Consider the following 19847-nt stretch of genomic DNA (forward strand, 5'->3'; position numbering starts at 1 on the left):
CCGCTACCCTGTATTGATTTGGGAATAATTTAATTCGGGCAATCGAAGCCTCTTCATTAATTTAAAATTAAGAGGTAAAAGCGTATCTGTTTAGCATCGCGAGCTTATGCTGCATGACAGAATCGCTCAACCACGGAACTTTGTGAGCGCATCCTCTCATTCGTTAGCTTGGCGGATACTGGCGTGAGGGCAGGATCGATGTAGATCCTGTATGCATGATGCCCTTTCACCGCGCTGGCTCGTGCGAGCCATGTTTCTATCACATTTCCTTCCGTAGGCCGTTCGTGTGATGGGTGCCGTTTTTGGTGTCTTTCGCCTGGGCGGGGCCGCCAGCGGCGCCATTGCGTTTGAGCCGATGATTTAGGTTCTGCTGGTTTTCGCAGGCGGTCGTGAGGAGGGAAAATGCTCGCAACTGTCCCGAAAACGAGAGACGCACGTCTATGACATCGATCATTTCCTCTCTGAGCATCCCCCAGATCAAGGCGCTATCAACGTCCGCGATCTCGAAGTTGACGACAACCGATATCGCGGCTCTGACGTCTACCCAGGTTCAGGCACTTAGCTCCGCCCAGATCCGCGCCATCAACACGGATGACGTCGCCGCCCTGAAGTCGGACCAGCTGAGCCAGATCGCAACAAGCGCGATTATCGGCTTCTCTCTGGACCAGCTTGCAGCGATCAGCACGGCAAACATCACCGCCCTCAACACCGCTCAGGTTGGTGCACTTACCACCTCCCAGATAGTAAACCTTTCCACTGACCAGGTATCGGTACTGAATTCCACGCAGCTCGGCGCTCTCAAGAGCAGCCAGATTGCTGCCATGGAAACGGTTGACTTCGCCGCCCTGACCACGGATCAGATCACCAAGCTGTCCACCGCTCAGGTTGCTGCTCTGACGACCGCACAGATCGTCTCTCTGACGACCGCTCAGGCTGCAGCTCTGACAACTGCACAGGTTGCCGTGCTCTCCAGTGCGCAGGCTGCCGCACTTGAAACCGATGACCTGAACGCTCTTTCGTCCGACCAGCTCCTGGCGCTGCGTTCGGGCGATATCGCCGTTCTGAGCAGCGCCCAGATTGGCGTTCTCGGCACCGACGACATTGCCATCCTCTCCAGCACGCAGATCAAGGCGCTGACGACCCGTCAGATCGCCGCTCTCTCGAGTGATCAGATTGCTGCTCTGAAGACGGATCAGGTTGCTGCTCTCTCCAGCGCCCAGATTTCGGCCATCGAAACGGCTGACCTCACCGCTCTGAAGACTTCGCAGGTTGCCGCTCTCTCGAGTTCTCAGATCTCCGCTCTGACCACCAATCAGGTCAAGACGCTTTCCACGGATCAGGTTGTCGCCTTCAACACGACGCAGGTTGCAGCGTTGACCTCTAACCAGGCTGCTTCTCTGACGACTGACGCTGTGGCCGCTCTGACGACGGATCAGGTCACGAACCTGAAGTCGCTTGCCATCTCCGCGCTGACGACCGCTCAGATCGCTGCGATGACAACAGCCGATGTCGCAGTCCTGAAGACGGAACAGGTCAAGTCCCTGACGAGCCGCCAGCTCGGCGCTCTGACGACCGACCAGACTGTCAAGCTGACCTCTGACCAGCTGAATGCTCTGACCTCGACGCAGGTTGCCTCGATCACCACAACAAACCTCAACGTTCTGACGACCGATCAGGTCTCCAAGCTGAACAGCGGCCAGATCTCTGCTCTGACCACCGCTCAGATCAAGGCTCTGACGACCGACCAGGCTGTGGTTCTCACCAGCGGTCAGATCAACGCGATTAGCTCCACTCAGGCTGCCGCGCTGACCACCGATGACCTGGCTGCCCTGAAGACCGACCAGATCGTCAACCTGAAATCCTCCGCAATCTCTGCCCTCAGCACTGGCCAGATCGCGATCCTGACCACCGACAACGTCGCGGTCCTGAACACGACCCAGCTGTCTGCCCTCAAGAGCGCCCAGATCGCTGCCCTGACTTCGGATCAGGTCTCCAAGCTGACCACGGCTCAGTTGAGCGCACTCAGCTCGGCTCAGATCGCTTCGATCGAAACCGGTGACCTCGCGGGCATGTCCACGGACCAGATCGCTTCGCTCGGTTCCACGCAGGTCAAGGCTCTGACCTCGAAGCAGATCGTTGCTCTGACGACTGACCAGGTGGCCGTCCTGAAGACCGACCAGATTGCTGCTCTCTCCAGCACGCAGGTTGCATCGATCGAAACGACGGACCTCGCAGTCCTGAAGAGCTCGCAGATTGTGGCTCTGTCCGGTACGCAGGTTGCTTCTCTGACGACGAGCCAGATCAAGACGCTCTCGACGGACCAGGCAGTCGCCCTCAACACTGCACAGGTTGCGGCCCTGACCTCTACCCAGGTCTCGTCTCTGACCACCGACGCTGTTGCGGTTCTGACCACCGATCAGATCACCAACCTGCGGTCGACGGTCATCTCCGCTCTGACCACCGCCCAGATCGCATCGCTCTCCACCGGTGATGTCGCAGTCCTGAAGAACGAGCAGGTCAAGTCGCTGACGAGCCGTCAGATCGGCGCTCTGACGACCGACCAGACTGTCAAGCTGACCTCCGATCAGCTGAACGCTCTGACCTCGACGCAGGTTGCCTCGATCACCACGACGAACCTCAATGTTCTGACGACCGATCAGGTCTCCAAGCTGAACAGCGGCCAGATCTCTGCTCTGACCACCGCTCAGATCAAGGCTCTGACGACCGACCAGGCTGTGGTTCTCACCAGCGGTCAGATCAACGCGATTAGCTCCGCTCAGGCTGCCGCTCTGACGACCGATGACCTGGCTGCCCTGAAGACCGACCAGATCGTCAACCTGAAATCCTCCGCAATCTCTGCTCTCAGCACTGGCCAGATCGCAATCCTGACCACCGACAACGTCGCGGTCCTGAACACGACGCAACTGGCCGCTCTGAAGAGCAACCAGATCGCCGCTCTGACCACGGACCAGGTATCGAAGCTGACGACCGCTCAGCTGAACGCCCTGAGCTCTGCCCAGATCTCTGCAATCGAAACAGTCGACCTCGCAACGCTGTCGACTGATCAGATCGCGGCGCTCTCCACTGGTGAAGTGCGCGCTCTGACGACGGCACAGATTGTGGCTCTGACGACGGACCAGATCGCAGTTCTGAAGACGGATCAGGTTGCTGCTCTCTCCAGCGCCCAGGTTGCTGCGATTGAAACTGTCGATCTTGCAGCCCTGAAGACGGCACAGGTTGCCGCTCTGACCGGCACGCAGGTTGCTTCGCTGACCACCAATCAGGTCAAGACGCTCTCGACGGATCAGGTTGTCGCCTTCAACACGACGCAGGTTGCAGCTTTGACCTCTAACCAGGCTGCTTCTCTGACGACCGATGCTGTGGCCGCCCTGACGACGGATCAGGTCACGAACCTGAAGTCGCTCGCCATCTCCGCGCTGACGACCGCTCAGATCGCTGCGATGACGACAGCCGATGTGGCAGTCCTGAAGACGGAACAGGTCAAGTCCCTGACGAGCCGCCAGCTCGGCGCTCTGACGACCGACCAGACCGTCAAGCTGACCTCTGACCAGCTGAATGCTCTGACCTCGACGCAGGTTGCCTCGATCACCACGACGAACCTCAACGTTCTGACGACCGATCAGGTCTCCAAGCTGAACAGCGGCCAGATCTCTGCCCTGACCACCGCCCAGATCAAGGCCCTGAGCACCGATCAGGCTGTGGTTCTCAACAGCAACCAGGTTGGCGCTCTGACCTCGGCTCAGGCCGCGGCTCTGACCACCGATGACCTGGCTGCGCTGAAGACCGATCAGATCGTCAACCTGAAGTCCTTGGCAATCTCCGCCCTGAGCACCGGCCAGATCGCGATCCTGACCACCGACAACGTCGCGGTCCTGAACACGACCCAGCTGTCTGCCCTCAAGAGCGCCCAGATCGCTGCCCTGACTTCGGATCAGGTCTCCAAGCTGACCACGGCTCAGTTGAGCGCACTCAGCTCGGCTCAGATCGCTTCGATCGAAACCGGTGACCTCGCGGGCATGTCCACGGACCAGATCGCTTCGCTCGGCTCTGCCCAGGTGAAGGCTCTGAACACCCGCCAGATCGTTGCTCTGACGACTGACCAGGTGGCCGTCCTGAAGACCGACCAGATCGCTGCTCTCTCCAGCACGCAGGTTGCATCGATCGAAACGACGGACCTCGCAGTCCTGAAGAGCTCGCAGATTGTGGCTCTGTCCGGTACGCAGGTTGCTTCTCTGACGACGAGCCAGATCAAGACGCTCTCGACGGACCAGGCAGTCGCCCTCAACACGGCACAGGTTGCAGCCCTGACCTCTACCCAGGTCTCGTCCCTGACCACCGACGCTGTTGCGGTTCTGACCACCGATCAGATCACCAACCTGCGGTCGACGGTCATCTCCGCTCTGACCACCGCCCAGATCGCATCGCTCTCCACCGGTGATGTCGCAGTCCTGAAGAACGAGCAGGTCAAGTCGCTGACGAGCTCGCAGATCAAGTCTCTGACGACGGATCAGGTCTCCAAGCTGACTTCCGATCAGCTGAACGCCCTGAACTCGACGCAGGTTGCTTCTCTGACCACCGCTGACGTCGCAGTCCTGACCACGGACCAGATTTCTAAGCTCGGTACGGCTCAGTTCTCTGCTCTGACCACTGCGCAGGTTGCGGCCTTCACGACGGACCAGGTTGCTGCACTGACGACCACTCAGTTCGCAACTCTGAGCTCCGCCCAGTTGGCAGCCTTCGAAACCGACGACATGGCAGCATTCTCCACCGGAGATATTGCAGCCCTGACGACCAAGGCTCTGGCTGGCCTGGAAACCCAGGATATCGCGAAGCTGAATACGACCCAGATCTCGACCTTCTCTTCGGTCCAGATCCAGGCTCTGAACTCTTCGCAGGTCGACGCGATCATCGCGGCCTACAACGCGGTCTAACAATCGAGGAGGCGGAGTATTCCCGCCTCCCACCCTCCAGCGAAACGGCGTGCGGTTTATCCGCGCGCCGTTTCTGCTTTTGGCGCCTGTATTACGTAGGCAAGGGAGGGCGCGAAGGCCTTTGTGCAAGCCCCATGCAAGCTGCTTCAAATAAACCGCTTAAGAACAAATCCATCAGTACCTCGGAGTCGGGGTCGTTGACATTTACAAGCGGGATATCATGGGCGCTAACCTTTCGAACGTGACTGAAGACGCGTCGCCACTGGCGGGTTTTCTTGAGCAGGCCAAGGCTCAGGACATGTCTGTCGCCACGGTCTTTCAGGTGGCGGAAAGCCTGAATACGGCAGGGCTGAAACAGCAGGCAATCGAGATTTACAAGACCTGGCTCGCCTACAACGAAGGTAATCCTCTCCGTCATCTGGTGTACTTCAATTATTCAGTAACCTTGCGTCAGGCCGGGGATTTGGCTGGTTCGATCGAGGCGCTTCGCTCCTGTGTGGAAGTAAATCCCGATTTTGCGCCGGGCCACATCAATCTCGGTCGCGCGCTGGAAGATGCCGGGCTTGTCGGTCGCGCCATTCTGCAGTGGCAGTCTTACGCAGAAAAAACCGCCGAAGTGACGGCCGACAAGATCAAGCATCGCCACATGGTGCTGCAGCATATCGGTCGTGTGCTCGAAAATTCAGAAATGCTTGATCAGGCCGAGGCCGTTCTATGGCAGGCCATTGAAATGCAGCCGCACAAGTCCGAGGCCGGACAGCATTGGACAGCACTTCGCCAGCGGCAGTGCAAATGGCCGATCCTGACGCCATCGGAGCATGTTACGCACCGCCAGCTGATCGATATGCTGTCCCCCTTGGCTTTCTCCTGCTATTTGGATGATCCGCTTTTCCACCTGGCGAAATCCTATCGCTACAGTCAGTCGCTAATCGGCCGTCCGGATACGCGTGACTTTCCGCGCAAGGCTCCGCGTCGGATCTCCGGCACGAACGAGCGGCTTCGCGTCGGGTATCTCTCGTCGGATTTGCGAGAGCATGCCGTTGGCTTCGCGCTCGTTGAAGTTCTCGAGTTGCACGACAAGCAAAAGGTAGAGGTCTTTGCCTACTACTGCGGCGATCCACGCCCGGCATCCGATGAGACCCATCAGCGTATCCGCACTGCCGTTGATCACTGGCGCGATATTGCTGGAGTCAGCGATGCGGATGCCGCTCGTCAGATTTCAGCTGACGGAATTGATGTGTTGATCGACGTCAACGGCTTCACGAAACATGCCCGCACGAAGATCTTCGCCTATCGTCCGGCACCGGTCATCGTCAATTTCTGTGGCTATCCAGGCTCGATGGCCAATCCGTACCATCAGTACATGATCGCCGATAACTTCATCGTGCCGCCTGAAAACGAGATCTACTACACGGAAAAGGTGCTACGCATAGCCTGCAACCAGCCTGTCGATCGCAAGCGCAAGATTGCGCCAAAGCCGACGCGCGAGGAGGCCGGTTTGCCGGATGATGCCTTCGTCTACGTTTCTTTCAATGGCATGCAGAAGATCACTCAGGAGTGCTTCGCACGCTGGATGGCCATTCTGAATGCGACCCCGGGTAGCGTTCTTTGGTTGCTTGGAAGCAACGACATTGCCAATAATCGCCTTCGCGAAGAAGCGGAGAAGGCCGGCGTTGATCCGCAGCGTCTGATCTTTGCGCCAAAGGCATCCAATCCCCAGCATCTCGCGCGCATCGGGCTGGCCGATCTCTTCCTCGACACTTTCCCCTACGGCGCCCACTCAACGGCGGCCGATGCGATCACCATGGGTGTGCCGATTGTGACGATGCCGGGTAAGACATTTGCTTCGCGCTTCTGCGCCAGCATCGTCCACTCGGCGGGCGTTCCAGAACTGATCTGCAATACCGCTGATGAATATGTGAATCTGGCCGTCAACCTGGAACGTGACCGTCAGAGCCTCAAGACGATCCGAGAGTCGATTCAGCGGCAGCGTGAAACCTGCGCCCTTCGCGATATGCCTGGCCTCGCGCGTCGTCTGGAAGAGCTTTATTGGCAGATGCAGGGCGAATGCGAACGCGGCGAGACGCCCGCGCCGGACCTGACAAACCTTGACCTCTATTACGAGATTGGCGCGGAACTGGTGGCTGCCGGTCCGGAAAATGAGGATGAGTCCTCCTACCGTGCGCGCTATAGGGCGAAGCTTGCCGAGTGGGATGCCATTTCGCCGCTTCCACGCGATGCGAGACTCTGGAACTGAGCTGCGCCTGACGGCAAGATCGATCCAACGTGCATGTGGGCGGTTGAATGATGCTCAGCCGTCCAAAAGGGAGGGCGAAGGTTCTTGTCCCCCCGTCTTGAACGCAATTTCCGATACGTCATTCCGCCACCACACCGCTGATCCGAAAGCGTGGATCCCGGGCTTGGCTTTCTTTGAAGGGGACAGCAATGGAAGAGAAATACGCCTACTACCAGAGTATCGTCGGTGCGGTTGATGAGGTGATTGCAAAGGTACGCGATCTGCCGCTGCAACGCTGCTACGACATGCAGTACCTCGAGCATGAATTCATTCCGTCTCTCGGTCTGAATAACGAGCAGCTGGAGCAGCAGCCGCCGGAACTCGGTGCCTATTTCGGCAGGGGCCTGCATCTGTGGCAGTATCCTTCGCAGCTCGCCAACTATCTGGTATGGTTGGCGCATAACGCCAAGAGTGTTCACAATTACACGGAAATCGGTTGCCGCTGGGGTGGCACCTTTATTCTGGTCAATGAATGGCTGAAGCGCATCGGCGCGCCGATCGAATTCTCGCTCGCGATCGATCCGATTGCTCCGACACCATTTATCCAGCGATATCGGGAAATTTCGTCCAGCCCGATCATCTATCTTGAAGCGTTCTCGACCTCTGAAGAAGTGAAGAAGTATTTCGCGACCTTCCGGCCGGAAATGGTTTTCATTGATGGCGATCACTCGCTGCACGGGGTAATGTTCGACCACCTGCTGGTGCGCACGAAGGCGGATATCATCGTCCACCACGACGTCACTTCGGATGGTTGCCCGGCAACGACACTGTTCTGGTCCTATCTCAAGCAGGCGGAAACCGATTTCGACCATTGGGAATTCGGCCAGCAGTATGACAGCGTTCAGGGCAACTTCCTCGGCCTTGGCGTCCTGAAGAAGAAGGCCTGATCAAGCCTGATCCCAGGCATCTGCCACAAATGAAGTGCCGGTTTGATGGATAGACCGGTACTTCCATTTTTCCTGTTCGGCGCGTGGCCTCATCTCTATTCCCAACAGTACGCCAGCCCCGAACAAGCGACGGATTTTATTAAAGAATCAACAGCGTTCAATTCTCGGGCCGCAGACCGTGGCCCTTTGCCGAACAACTCTAGTCACCCGAATTGGGAGGTCTCACCGTTGCATTCGCTTGTTATCGCCCGATACTCGGAAAACGTCGATTGGCTCGTTCAGGTGCCCGACAACTACGAGATCTTCCTCTACAACAAGGGGGAGCCGATCCAGTCGCCCGAGTTGTTGAAGCGCGTCAACCACATTATCGACCGACCGAATATGGGCCGCGAGTCTGAAACCTATCTGCACCATATGATGACGGTGAAGCGTATGGACCACGATTTCACCGTATTCGCGCAGGGCGACCCTTTCGAGCATAGCCCGGATTTCCTTCCGCTCCTCGATACATGGGTCGAGTGGGACAAGGTGCAGGCCCTTTCGTGGCAATGGATGGCAGAGCGCAATATTCCGCCGGCATCCTTGCTTGACGATTACATGCCGCTACTCAAAGGCGGCCTGCGAGTGCGCCCGGAACGATACTCCCTGATCACCTGGGGTCCGCTTGATTTCACGGACGCCGGCGCCAGCGGCATGAGCATGGTCTATCGCCTTCTGCACGGCAATCCGCCGGAAGGCATCAACGTGGCGGGCCACTACCTGCGCTCCTGCGGCCTTGATGAACTGGCCGACAAGGCGGAAGCCCATACGGTTGGCGTATTCTCCTATGGGGCGATCTTTGCTGTGCGCAACGATTTGATTGCGCGCTTCCCACAACATGGGCTGGATGCCATGCGCAATCTCGCGAACACGGGCGTCACCGTTTACGGTTACGTGCTGGAGCGTTTGTGGCTGCATCTCTTCGGCCAGGAATTCCTTGTTCCGAAGCAGCGATAAGATCAACTGTCGGCAGTCGCCGATGGTTCAGGACAAGGCCCGCCGGTCGCCTCTGGCGGGCCTTGTCTTTTTTCAGTTCTGCGAGATCAGATGGTGACCTGCTCGCCCAGTTCCACCACTCGGTTTGCCGGCAGCTTGAAGTAGTTGGATGGGTCGATGCCGAAATCGGCAAGCGCGATGTAAAGCCTCTCCTGCCAGGCGGGCAGGCCGGTATTGGGCGCGCGCACCAGGCTTCTACGGCCGAGATAGAAGGAGGTCTGCATGATCTCGAACTTGAAGCCCTTCTTGCGGCAGAGGCTCAGAGCTTTCGTGATGTTCTGCTCTTCCATGAAGCCGAAGGTGATGTCGAGACGGATGAAACGCTCCGACAGCCTGCGGATTTCCACCCGGTCATATTCCGGCACATAGGGCTTGTCCTGTGTCCAGACCGTCAGGATGACGTTCTGTTCGTGCAGGACATGGTTATGCTTGATATTGTGCAGCAGCACGGCGGGTGTGCGATCCGGCACACTGGTGAGGAACACGGCCGTGCCCGGTACTGTGACCGGCGCGTGGGCGGACTCCTTTTCGATTGCCACCAGGAACTTGTCGAGCGGGATGTCGTTCTTGGAGATCTTGTCCTTGAGGTATTTCGAGCCACGCGTCCAGGTCCACATCATCAGCATGATGACGGTGGCGAGTGCCAGCGGCACCCAGCCGCCGTCATGTACCTTCAGCATATTGGCCGCCAGGAAGACGCCTTCGATCAAAAGCAACGGCAGAAGCAGTAGTGCCGAGGTGATCGGCGAATAACCCCAGATCGAGCGCAGGAACTGGAAGGCCATGATTGTCGTGACCAGCATGGCGCCCGTCACCGAAATGCCATAGGCCGTGGCCAGCGCTTCCGAACTGCCGAAGGCGAAGATCAGCACGATCACGCCGGCAAACAGCAGGCCGTTGACGGCAGGCACGTAAATCTGCCCTGTGTTGGTTTCGGACGTGAACTTGATCATCAGGCGCGGCAGGAAGCCGAGATTGACCGCCTGTCTTGCCAGCGAAAAGGCGCCGGTAATCACCGCCTGGCTGGCGATGATCGTCGCAAGGGTGGCAAGGATCACGATCGGCAGCAGCGCCCAGGATGGGTAAAGCAGATAGAATGGGTTCTCGATGGTTGCAGGATCGGTCAGAACCAGTGCGCCCTGGCCGAGATAGTTCAGCGTGAGCGCCGGGAAGACCAGCACGAACCAGGCGATCTGGATCGGCCGACGCCCGAAATGGCCGAGATCCGCATAAAGCGCTTCCGCACCGGTCACCGTCAGGAAAACGGCACCCAGAACAATCAGACCCACCGTGCCAGCATGGGTAATGAACCACAGCGCATTCAGCGGGTTCAACGCCTGCAGGATCATCCAGTTATCGCCGATATGGATGAGGCCGCCCCAGGCCATGGCCAGGAACCACACGACGGTGATCGGTCCGAAGAAATTGGAGACGGCGGCTGTTCCCTTGGATTGCACCATGAACAGGGCCACCATGATGGCCGCCGACATGGGCAGCACGTAATCGGCAAAGGCAGGCGTGACGAGCTTCAGACCTTCCAGCGCCGACATGACTGACAGGGCAGGGGTGATCATGGCATCGCCGATGAACAGGGCCGCACCGATCACGCCTGCGAAGAACAACACGGGCAGGTAGCTGCCGGTCTTCTTCATCAGCAGTGCCAGAAGCGACAGCGTGCCGCCTTCGCCATCATTGTCTGCGCGCAGCAGAAAAAGCACGTATTTGAACGTGACGATGATCGTCAGCGTCCACACCATCAGGGAAATCAGGCCGATCACTTCCGTGGAGTGCACGCCATCCGCTGCAAAGGGACGCAATGCTTCACGAAAGGCATAGAGCGGGCTTGTGCCGATATCGCCATAGACGACACCGATGGAGCCGAGCAGCAGACCAAGGAACTTTCGGGTCTCGGACGTCTCATGCGAGACAGGCGAGGAGGAAGAAGACATGCAAATCTGACCCTGGGATGATGACCCAATTAATGCATCGATGCCACGCGAGCGGATGCCCTATCTGAACGGGAATGGAAGCGCAAAGGGATTCTCAGTGCGACACCCGGTTCCGACGATCCACATGTGGATGCGCACTGCACGGGCTTCACCATAATGTATCGCAGCTCGGTCTTATGGGGATGAGGGGCGCAAGCCGCATCACGGCAGCTGAGGTGGACGGAATAAAATCGCATGACTCGATTCAAGTCCTCACGCTGGCGCCAAAGGCCGGTTGGTGTGCAGTATGCGGCAAACTCTGCCTCACGGCAACGCCTTCTCCCTAAAGAATACCCGGCTTCTCGTTAGGCGTCTTCAGGGGGCATGGAAACACCATCTCATTCTCTGGGGATAGGCGCAAAACGATACCTCGCGTCAGGCGTTAAGGCCCCTTGAGGAATGGTTCCATTTCATTTCGCTTGTTTTTTTAGGAAACTTTATTCGAGCTAAGGGGTTGGACGGAGCAGGATGTCAATGGTTGATATCCCCTGGAGGAAACACGATGATTACAAAACTACTCACCGTATCCGTTCTTTCCCTCGGTCTCGCCACTGCTGCGATGGCCCAGTCTGGCTCCGGCTCCGGCTCGGGTGGTACTAGCGGTTCGGGCGCAGGCGCGTCATCTGGTACAAACTCCGGCGCAGGCACGGGCAGCGGCACTGGCTCGAATGCCGGCTCTGGCACGGGGACCGGCGCAACGAGCACCGGCTCGAACAGCAACGCTTCCGGCGGCGGCAGCAATTGTGGTCCTAACCGCAGCGCAACGCAGTCCGCTAACGCGCCCACCAATGACGGTGCAAGCACTCAGGGCGCAGCGTCCGGCACGACTGGCACCGCAACCGCTAATAGCTGCTGAATCGATCAGGGGGAGGGGTTTTTGGCCCCTCCGCCTGTTTGCAATGCCGATTGACATCGGACTTCTCCACGCAATCTCCATAATAACTGCACGCCGCCTTAATTCGGATGGCTCTATTCCTGACGAAACCGTTGTCGACAGGAATGGCCACATGACCGAAATTTCTCACCCAAGTCGTCGCGCCAAGTATCCAATATTGATGCGTATCCTGCACTGGCTACGTGCAATGATGATTTTGGGGTTAATCGCGTGTGGCTGGTACATGACCGGTCGCGCCGAGCATGATCCGGTCGCGGGTATTCTCTACCCCAACCACAAGCAATTCGGCGTCCTAGTCTGGCTTTTGGCGCTGGTGCACCTGATGTTGCGATGGCGTTATCGCTCTGTGCTGCCGCAGGCGCCAGCGGCTCTCAAGGCCTGGGAAAAAAGCCTGTCGCATGCAATCCACCGGCTGATCATTGCCTTGACCCTGCTGACGCCGCTGCTGGGCTATGCCATGTCGAGCAGCATTCCTGATGGTGACGGCATTCCCTTTTTCTTTATTACGCACGTGCCGGAGCTTCTGCCGAAGAGCGATGCGCTTTTCACCTTGTTTCAGACGCTCCACCGTTACTGCGCCTATCTCCTGCTTGTCTGCGTCCTGCTTCACGTCGCGGGCGCTGTTAAGCACCGCCTGCAAGACAGGGGTGGCGAAACAGACGTTCTCCCGCGCATGATTTAAAGGGTGGGTGTTGAAGTCGGCAACCGGAACCGAACGAACAACGATCTGCGGACGCTCTGCACCGGCGCCAAATACTCGTTCAGCGTCGATGTGAAGCGATATCCGCGTGCTGCCGAGGTGCGCCAGGGCGATCGGGTCAGCCTCGATGACGGGCGCGTCTTAGTTGTCCTTTCGCGGAGATCCTAGTGCAATCTTTTCGTACAAAGGGAACGATTTTCAATCAATGCGATAGTATGTGGTGTACGCGCAAATGACGTTATGAAGCATGTTATGCACAGTAAAAGGTTTCTTGCAGAAATCTTAATCTTTTCAACGAGTTAGTTATGGAAATTGGCGCACCCGACAGGATTCGAACCTGTGACCTTTGGAATCGGAATCCAACACTCTATCCAGCTGAGCTACGGGTGCGTAAGAGGAATCGAAGCAGGGCTTCGATCAGCCGATGCAGGGTTCATAACAAAGAGCATGGCCGGCATCAATCGCCAAAAGGCGGAAAATTGGTTTCATCCGAAATTCGCTACTTCAGTTTGCGCTGAAGCGCATCGAGCCGCAGGGCCTGATCCACCAGCATGTTGGCGACCGTCATGCGGCGGGTGGCGGCCTCGCGGAATTCCGGCGCAACCCGATCCGGGTGATTGTCACGCGCAAAGCGTCGCCGTTTGTCTGCCAGCATCTCGGCATCGTCCCGCGGGGTGAGGCCAAGGTCCTCACCAATCTCTGCCTCGCTCAGGCGCAGCAGATGTGGTGGCGGCAGTTTTGGCGCAGGTGGTTCGACGACCTGTTCCGCTGCGGGTGAGGTGATCTCGTCCGCATCCGCCTCCAGAAAGTGGCGATAGGCAAGGTCCGGCTCACCTGTGGGAACGTGCTGAACCGTTTCCGCCACGAAGCCCGCGCTCAAACCACGCACGCGAAAGCCTGGGGCAGCCTCGGGCTGCGGCTCGGGGCTTTCCTCGTCTAGCCGGGTCAGAATGGACTGGAAGACCGAGCGTCCAAACAGCATGGGTGACATCCTTTCGGCGCGAACCCAACCACACCGGCATGGCGCCGGGCTTGTGTTGCGACGGATCGGTCCTCATCCCTGCGTTTGGGTTTGGCTCTGGCCATCCTGGGTCTGGGATTGCTGGCCGGGCGCCTGCACCGTCAGTGATACTTTCAGGTTTTCACCTGTCGTGCCGATGCGCATGCCGGAGACGGGAGCTGCATCGCGATAGCAGAGACCGGTCGCGATCCGCACATAGCGCTCATCCGGGCAGACCTTGTTGGCGGGGTCAAAGCCCACCCAACCAAGACCCGGAATATGCGCTTCCGCCCAGGCATGGGTTGCCACCTGCTCCGTCTGCCCTTCCATCAGAAGATAGCCTGAGGCGTAGCGGGCGGGGATGTTGAGCTGCCGGGCTGCGGCTATGAAGATATGCGCGTGGTCCTGGCACACGCCGGTCTTCGCTTCCAGCGCCTGTTCTGCCGTCGTTTCCGAGGTCGTGGTGCCGGGCGTATAGGTCACGAGTTCGTGGATCGCTTCCATCAGCGCATGCATCTGCGCCAGTTCGCTGTCGCCCTTCAGGCTGCGCGCCAGTTCAAGTACGAGCTTGCCGCTTTTCGTGCGCGGCGTTTCGCGAAGGTAAAGCCAGAGCGGCACGAAGCCCAGATGCTGGCCGACCACGCCGGCGCGATCGATGGTTTCCACGTCGCCACTCGCCGTGATGCGGATCACATGTTCTCCGCCTTCGGTGGAGACAAGTTCCACGCGGTTGTCGAACTGGTCGAGATAGCCGGCCTCGATCTTGGCGCCGTCTACCTCGATCGTCCAGTTCAGCACCTTCTGCGTGGCGCCATTGAGCGGGGTCAGCCGCAAGCGCTGCAGGGCATAGGTCACCGGCTCGTCGTAATGATATTCTGTGGTATGGCTGATGGTGAGACGCATATCGGCCCGTCCGTTTCCGATCCGCTGACCGGCCTTTCGATTTCCAGGCCGGTGATCGAGGATCGATTGACTTGAATGAACGAATGAAGCGGTTCCGCCGAGGGCGGAACCGGCAATGAATGTTCCCGTCTAATGATAGAAGCGGTAGCCTTCCGAAATCTCGGCGCTCAGCTGGTTGTTGCGGCTGATGAAATCCTCCAGGAATTCATGCAGGCCCTGGTCCATGACATCGCCGATGGAGCCGCGCTTCAGCATGGTCTTGATGGCGCCCGCCGTGTCATGCGCCTTGTGTCGCTCGCCGTAATCGGCTTCCAGATAACCGAGATTGCTGACGATCTTCTCATAGCAATAGGCCAGCGAGCGCGGCATGCGCACGTTGAGGATCAGGAAGTCGGCAATGTTCGCCGGGCGGTATTCCGCATCATACACCCAGCCATAGGAGCGGTGCGCGGAGACGGATCGCAGGATGGATTCCCACTGGAAGTTATCCAGCGATGAGCCGACCTGGCTCACGGCGGGCAGCAGCACGTAATACTTCACATCGAGAATGCGGCTGGTATTGTCCGCCCGCTCGATGAAGGTGCCGATGCGCGAGAAGTTGTAAAGATCGTTGCGCAGCATGGAGCCGTGGAAGGCGCCGCGGATAAGACCCGCCCGACGCTTGATCACGTCGATGACTTCAGGCAGTTCCGCCGCTTTTATCTTGCGGTCGAGCAGTTGCTTCAGCTCGATCCAGCATTCGTTGGTGGCTTCCCAGGTCTCGCGCGTCAGGGCCGTGCGCACCATGCGGGCGTTGTTGCGGCCCGAATCGATGCAGGACATGACGCTGGACGGGTTGGCGCGGTCCCGCAGCAGATAATCGATGGCATTGGCGGCAGTCAGCGTTTCATGCACTTCGCCAAAGGCTTCGCGCACGCCCGCACTTTGCAGCACACCGTCCCAATCCTCATCCGACGAGCCGGCGCGCGTCAGTGAAACGCGCAGGCCCGCATCGACCAGGCGCGCAATGTTTTCGGCGCGCTCGATGTAACGGAACATCCAGTAGAGGCCGTTTGCAGTTCTTCCCAGCATGGTCGCTCAGTCCTCCAGTACCCAGGTGTCCTTGGTGCCGCCGCCCTGGCTGGAATTCACCACCAGAGAGCCTTGCTTCAGTGCCACACGGGTGAGGCCACCCGGAATGATGCGCACCTTGTCGGAGACCAGAACGTAAGGACGAAGATCGACGTGACGGGGGGCGATGCCCTTGTTGACCAGGATCGGCACCGTCGAGAGGGAAAGCGTGGGCTGGGCAATATAATTGGCGGGCTTGGCCTTCAGCTTGTCGGCAAAATCGGCCCGTTCCTTCTTGGAGGCGGTGGGGCCGACCAGCATGCCGTAGCCACCGGAGCCATGCACTTCCTTCACAACCAGCTCTTCCAGATGCTCCAGCACGTATTTCAGGCTGTCGGCCTCGGAACAGCGCCAGGTCGGCACGTTTTCCAGGATCGGCTTGCGGCCGGTATAGAACTCGACGATCTCAGGCATGTAGGAATAGATCGCCTTGTCATCGGAAATGCCGGTGCCCGGCGCATTGGCAATGGTGATGTTGCCGGAGCGGTAGACATCCATGATGCCGGGAATGCCGAGTGCCGAATCCGGGCGGAAGGTGAGGGGATCAAGGAAGTCGTCATCGACGCGGCGGTAAAGCACATCGATCGCCTCGTAGCCGCGCGTCGTGCGCATCTTCACCTTGCCGTCCATCACGCGCAGGTCGGAGCCTTCCACCAGTTCCACGCCCATGGTATCGGCCAGGAAGGAATGCTCGTAATAGGCAGAGTTGTAGATGCCGGGCGTCAGCACGGCGACGCGCGGCTTGCCCTTGCAGCCGGGCGGTGCGAGCGAGGCCAGCGACTGGCGCAGCAGATAGGGGTAATCCTCCACGCGCTGCACCTTGTTCAGGGTAAACAGCTCCGGGAACATCTGCATCATGGTTTCCCGGTTCTCCAGCATGTAGGAGACGCCGGAGGGCGTGCGGGCATTGTCTTCAAGGACATAGAACTGGTCTTCGCCGGTGCGCACGATGTCGGTGCCGACGATATGGGTATAGACGCCGCCGGGCGGCTTGAAGCCGATCATCTCGGGCAGGAAGGCGTCGTTCTTTTCGATCAGCGCGCGGGGAATGCGGCCAGCCCGGATGATCTCCTGCTTGTGATAGATGTCATCCAGGAAGGCATTGAGGGCGAGAACCCGCTGCTCAATGCCCTGCGCCAGCTTTCGCCATTCGCGCGCCGAGATGATGCGGGGGATGATATCGAACGGAATGAGCTTTTCCGAGGAATCGGCATGTCCGTAGACGGCAAAGGTAATGCCGGTTTTCCGAAAGATGTTTTCGGCATCGCGAGACTTCTGGATCAGGTGTGCCGGATCCTGGCTCGCATACCACTCATGATAGGTTTGGTAAGGTCCGCGCGGAAGGTTTTCCGCATTCAACATTTCATCAAATGCCAATGGTCAGTTCCCCGTTTTCGACCATAAGAATACAACGGAAGGGGCAATGCAAGAACCATGCACGATGAAGGAACAAATTGATTGCAGCTGCTTGAAAACTGTCATTCTTCCGCGCAGAGCGCCGCGTAAACTTTGTGCAAATGCCTGTAAATGCACGTTTATGTTGGTTCTGACACACCAGAAACAATATTGCGCCGCGTCTGCGCATTTGATGTCCGTCTCGCTCTCCTGTTGATCTGCAATAATGCTGAGCGTGTTGCCTGGTTTTAAGGCAGGCCCATGTGTCCGCGGTCATGGCTGCCTCCATCCGTCAGGCAATTCGCACGGTTTTAGCGCTGAACACAGTAAACCCTTGGGTTGCCATGCTGCGATATTTCGAAACGGGGCTGACGCGTCGACAATTGTCTTTGGCGTGGTCGCCTGACGTCTTGATCGCGGCGTTGACGACCTGCATTGTGCGTTGTTTTGATTGATCTAATCTATTCCGTAGCGCTAAAATTGAGGGCTTTTCTTAACGCAATATCCACGGCTTGCGGCCAGCCTCAAGCGCATTCCGTCAACCCATTCAAGCCTAAGATTTTCGGGAGCTCCATTCGCTTTTCAAGATGTCACCCGGACCGCAGTTCTTACTGTTCCATCAGTCAGCACCCCGAAATTTAGGGGTTTTGACTAATCTATTTTCCGCGACAAGGCAGAAGCTCTTCCTCTGATTGAACAATCTTTGATTTTACGTAGAGCTTTCATAAAATTCACGGTTTGTTATTCGATTTTCCTAATGATCGTTCCGATTGCATCAACGCCACGCTCATGGAGTAAATCCGTGCAAAATCTCAATATCAAAGTCGCTCTGATGTCCGTCCTGTCCGTGATTACGGTGTCGATTGTGGTACTCGTCGTTTCATCGTTCTACGGTCTTTCCAATGTATACTCTGGAACCGTTTATATCGGATCAACTCTCGCAAAGCGCCAGATGGACGTTGCGCTGATCCGTACAGAATTTGCAAATTTGCGACTGGCAGTTGCTCGGGTGTCTATTTACAAGAATGATCCGATCGGCGTAAAGGCGCAGGCCAATGCTTTAACTGAGCAGGAACGCAATTTGAATGGGCTCATTCAAAACTTCATTGATACGGCCAATACAGGTAAAGGCAAAGATTTGATGCTGGCCGTACAAGGCGCGGTTAATGCATACGAGATGTCGGCTCATAAAGCTGCCGACCTCTGGGTTGCAGGTCGCGATGCAGAAGGACAAGCTGTCATCGACAAGGAGGTGCCCGCCAAGGTTGCTGCTGCCGGTGCTGCTGTCGAGGAGATGATCAAGTTCATTACCGGCCGCATCAACCAGTTTATGGATGCAAATGCCGAAACGCGCGATAGCGTCTATACCACAGTAATTGCTGTCTCGGTGATCAGCATCGCTTTGTCGCTTGCCGGTGTCGCCTATGTCCTTCGCGGCGTCGCAAACCCGATCCGTCGACTGGCCGCCGCCATGCGCCGCCTGGCCGATGGTGATCTCAAGAGCGACATTCCGTTTGCGGGTCGTCGCAATGAGCTGGGAGATATGGCGGCGGCTGTTGAAGTGTTCCGTCAAGCCAGCCTCAGCAAGATCCAGCTGGAAGATGAGGCGGCTGCCACGCGCGAAAGCCAGATCGAGCAGGATCGTGAGCAGGCACGGCGGGCTGCTGACGAAGCGCAGAAGCTGCGCGTTGCCACGCAGACACTCGGCGAAGGTCTGCGTCGTCTGGCCGCCGGGGACGTTTCCTTCACCCTCTCTGATGCGTTTGCTCCCGAATATGAGGATCTGCGTCACGATTTCAACGAAACGGTTCACCAGCTCAGCCACACCATCTCCGAGGTTCTGACCATCGTTCATTCCATGGACAGCGGTACGCAGGAAATCGCCTCCGGAGCGAACGATCTCTCCAAGCGGACGGAGCAGCAGGCGGCTTCTCTCGAGGAAACAGCGGCGGCTCTGGATGAGATCACGCAGAACGTTTCCATGGCGTCCAAGCGCACCGATGAGGCACGTCAGGTCGCTTCGCGTGCGAATGCCAATGCGGAGAACTCCGTTCGGGTTGTGGGCGATGCGGAAGAAGCCATGCGGCGGATCGAAGAGTCCTCTCAGCAGATTTCGAACATTATCGGCGTCATCGATGAAATCGCGTTCCAGACCAACCTTTTGGCGCTCAATGCGGGCGTCGAAGCAGCCCGCGCCGGTGAAGCCGGCAAAGGCTTTGCAGTGGTGGCACAGGAAGTTCGCGAGCTTGCCCAGCGTTCCGCCAATGCCGCCAAGGAGATCAAGGGCCTTATCCAGAATTCCTCCAGCGAAGTCGAGAACGGTGTGAAGCTGGTCCGGGATACGGGTTCGGCACTGAAGGAAATTGGCACGCAGGTCGTGCAGGTCAACCAGCTGATGGAGGCGATCACCACCTCGTCGCGCGAACAGTCTGCTGGCTTGGCAGAGGTCAATACGGCAGTGAACCATATGGACCAGACCACGCAGCAGAACGCCGCCATGGTAGAACAGTCCACTGCCGCCTCAACCGCTTTGGCCAGCGAGGCACGCCGCCTGCGTGAACTCGTGGGACGCTTCAAGTTGCCGCACGATGCCGGTCGTGGTCAGGGTATGGTGCGTCGCGCCGCCTGAGAATTTTGCCGGCCCAAAAGAAAAGGCCCGCCTGTCGAAAAACAGGCGGGCCTTCTT

13 protein-coding genes and 1 tRNA gene are annotated in these 19847 nt (G+C 58.0%); 7 read left to right on the plus strand and 7 right to left on the minus strand.

The genetic code is table 11. The annotated features are described in order from the left end of the window. Positions 1-259: 259 nt before the first annotated feature. On the minus strand, positions 260-454 hold the full coding sequence (locus Q2T52_RS08880) for a hypothetical protein (protein WP_302076350.1): 195 nt from the start codon (positions 452-454) through the stop codon (positions 260-262). Here Q2T52_RS08880 and Q2T52_RS08885 point away from each other — a divergent pair. The 4 genes from Q2T52_RS08885 (at position 441) to Q2T52_RS08900 (ending at position 9131) form a co-directional block, all read left to right on the plus strand. Continuing rightward, on the plus strand, positions 441-4952 hold the full coding sequence (locus tag Q2T52_RS08885) for a beta strand repeat-containing protein (RefSeq protein ID WP_302076351.1): 4512 nt from the start codon (positions 441-443) through the stop codon (positions 4950-4952). The two genes, Q2T52_RS08880 and Q2T52_RS08885, sit on opposite strands and share 14 nt — an antisense overlap. A 220-nt stretch (positions 4953-5172) precedes the next feature. Further along, positions 5173-7209, plus strand: a complete 2037-nt coding sequence (locus Q2T52_RS08890; RefSeq protein WP_302076352.1) for an O-linked N-acetylglucosamine transferase, SPINDLY family protein — start codon at positions 5173-5175, stop codon at positions 7207-7209. A 188-nt stretch (positions 7210-7397) separates the two neighbouring features. Beyond that, on the plus strand, positions 7398-8135 hold the full coding sequence (locus Q2T52_RS08895; RefSeq protein WP_302076353.1) for a hypothetical protein: 738 nt from the start codon (positions 7398-7400) through the stop codon (positions 8133-8135). Between the two features lie 228 nt (positions 8136-8363). Continuing rightward, positions 8364-9131: a hypothetical protein gene (locus Q2T52_RS08900; protein ID WP_302076354.1), complete on the plus strand. Its 768-nt coding sequence runs from the start codon at positions 8364-8366 to the stop codon at positions 9129-9131. A gap of 86 nt (positions 9132-9217) precedes the next feature. On the opposite strand, the gene Q2T52_RS08905 is transcribed toward Q2T52_RS08900, so the two are convergent. After that, entirely contained in the window at positions 9218-11119 is a 1902-nt protein-coding gene (locus tag Q2T52_RS08905; protein WP_302076355.1) for a potassium transporter Kup, read from the minus strand. A 541-nt stretch (positions 11120-11660) separates the two neighbouring features. On the opposite strand from Q2T52_RS08905, the gene Q2T52_RS08910 reads away from it, so the two are divergent. Further along, complete coding sequence (locus Q2T52_RS08910; protein ID WP_302076356.1) at positions 11661-12014, plus strand: oxidoreductase; 354 nt, start codon at positions 11661-11663, stop codon at positions 12012-12014. A gap of 151 nt (positions 12015-12165) precedes the next feature. Then, positions 12166-12735, plus strand: a complete 570-nt coding sequence (locus Q2T52_RS08915) for a cytochrome b (protein ID WP_302076357.1) — start codon at positions 12166-12168, stop codon at positions 12733-12735. 331 nt (positions 12736-13066) lie between these two features. Here Q2T52_RS08915 and Q2T52_RS08920 read toward each other — a convergent pair. From Q2T52_RS08920 to Q2T52_RS08940, 5 genes are all read right to left on the minus strand, one after another. Further along, a tRNA-Arg gene (locus tag Q2T52_RS08920) sits at positions 13067-13143 on the minus strand. Between the two features lie 109 nt (positions 13144-13252). Continuing rightward, positions 13253-13735, minus strand: a complete 483-nt coding sequence (locus Q2T52_RS08925; protein ID WP_302076358.1) for a hypothetical protein — start codon at positions 13733-13735, stop codon at positions 13253-13255. A 72-nt stretch (positions 13736-13807) separates the two neighbouring features. Beyond that, positions 13808-14656, minus strand: coding sequence for a transglutaminase family protein (locus Q2T52_RS08930; RefSeq protein ID WP_302076359.1), 849 nt, complete (start codon positions 14654-14656; stop codon positions 13808-13810). A 129-nt stretch (positions 14657-14785) separates the two neighbouring features. Further along, on the minus strand, positions 14786-15727 hold the full coding sequence (locus Q2T52_RS08935; protein WP_302076360.1) for an alpha-E domain-containing protein: 942 nt from the start codon (positions 15725-15727) through the stop codon (positions 14786-14788). A 6-nt stretch (positions 15728-15733) separates the two neighbouring features. Beyond that, a complete protein-coding gene (locus Q2T52_RS08940; protein WP_302076361.1) occupies positions 15734-17143 on the minus strand; it encodes a circularly permuted type 2 ATP-grasp protein in 1410 nt (469 codons plus the stop codon). An 820-nt stretch (positions 17144-17963) separates the two neighbouring features. On the opposite strand from Q2T52_RS08940, the gene Q2T52_RS08945 reads away from it, so the two are divergent. Beyond that, positions 17964-19790 (plus strand): methyl-accepting chemotaxis protein, encoded by a 1827-nt coding sequence (locus Q2T52_RS08945; protein ID WP_302076362.1) that lies wholly within the window; start codon positions 17964-17966, stop codon positions 19788-19790. Positions 19791-19847: the final 57 nt, after the last annotated feature.

Source organism: Rhizobium oryzicola, from assembly GCF_030504645.1.
GTDB lineage: Bacteria > Pseudomonadota > Alphaproteobacteria > Rhizobiales > Rhizobiaceae > Neorhizobium > Neorhizobium oryzicola.